General features: G+C 55.5%; 1 tRNA gene. It reads left to right on the top strand.

The features are described from left to right. Positions 1-127: 127 nt before the first annotated feature. Positions 128-204, top strand: a tRNA-Asp gene (locus OGY71_RS00290). Positions 205-211: the final 7 nt, after the last annotated feature.

Genomic DNA, 211 nt, shown 5'->3' with positions numbered 1-211 from the left:
CTCAGAAGTGAAACGCCGTAGCGCCGATGGTAGTGTGGGGTCTCCCCATGCGAGAGTAGGGAACTGCCAGGCATCAAATTGCAGTAAACCGGGATGAAGAATCCGGGTGGTGACAAAGAAATTCGGTGGAGCGGTAGTTCAGTTGGTTAGAATACCTGCCTGTCACGCAGGGGGTCGCGGGTTCGAGTCCCGTCCGTTCCGCCACTTATTA

Origin of the sequence: Citrobacter sp. Cpo109 (genome assembly GCF_030332565.1) — a bacterium.
Taxonomy (GTDB): Bacteria; Pseudomonadota; Gammaproteobacteria; order Enterobacterales; family Enterobacteriaceae; genus Citrobacter; species Citrobacter portucalensis.
Note: the sequence above shows the minus strand (reverse complement) of the source record. Positions and strands in the feature narration are given on the sequence as shown.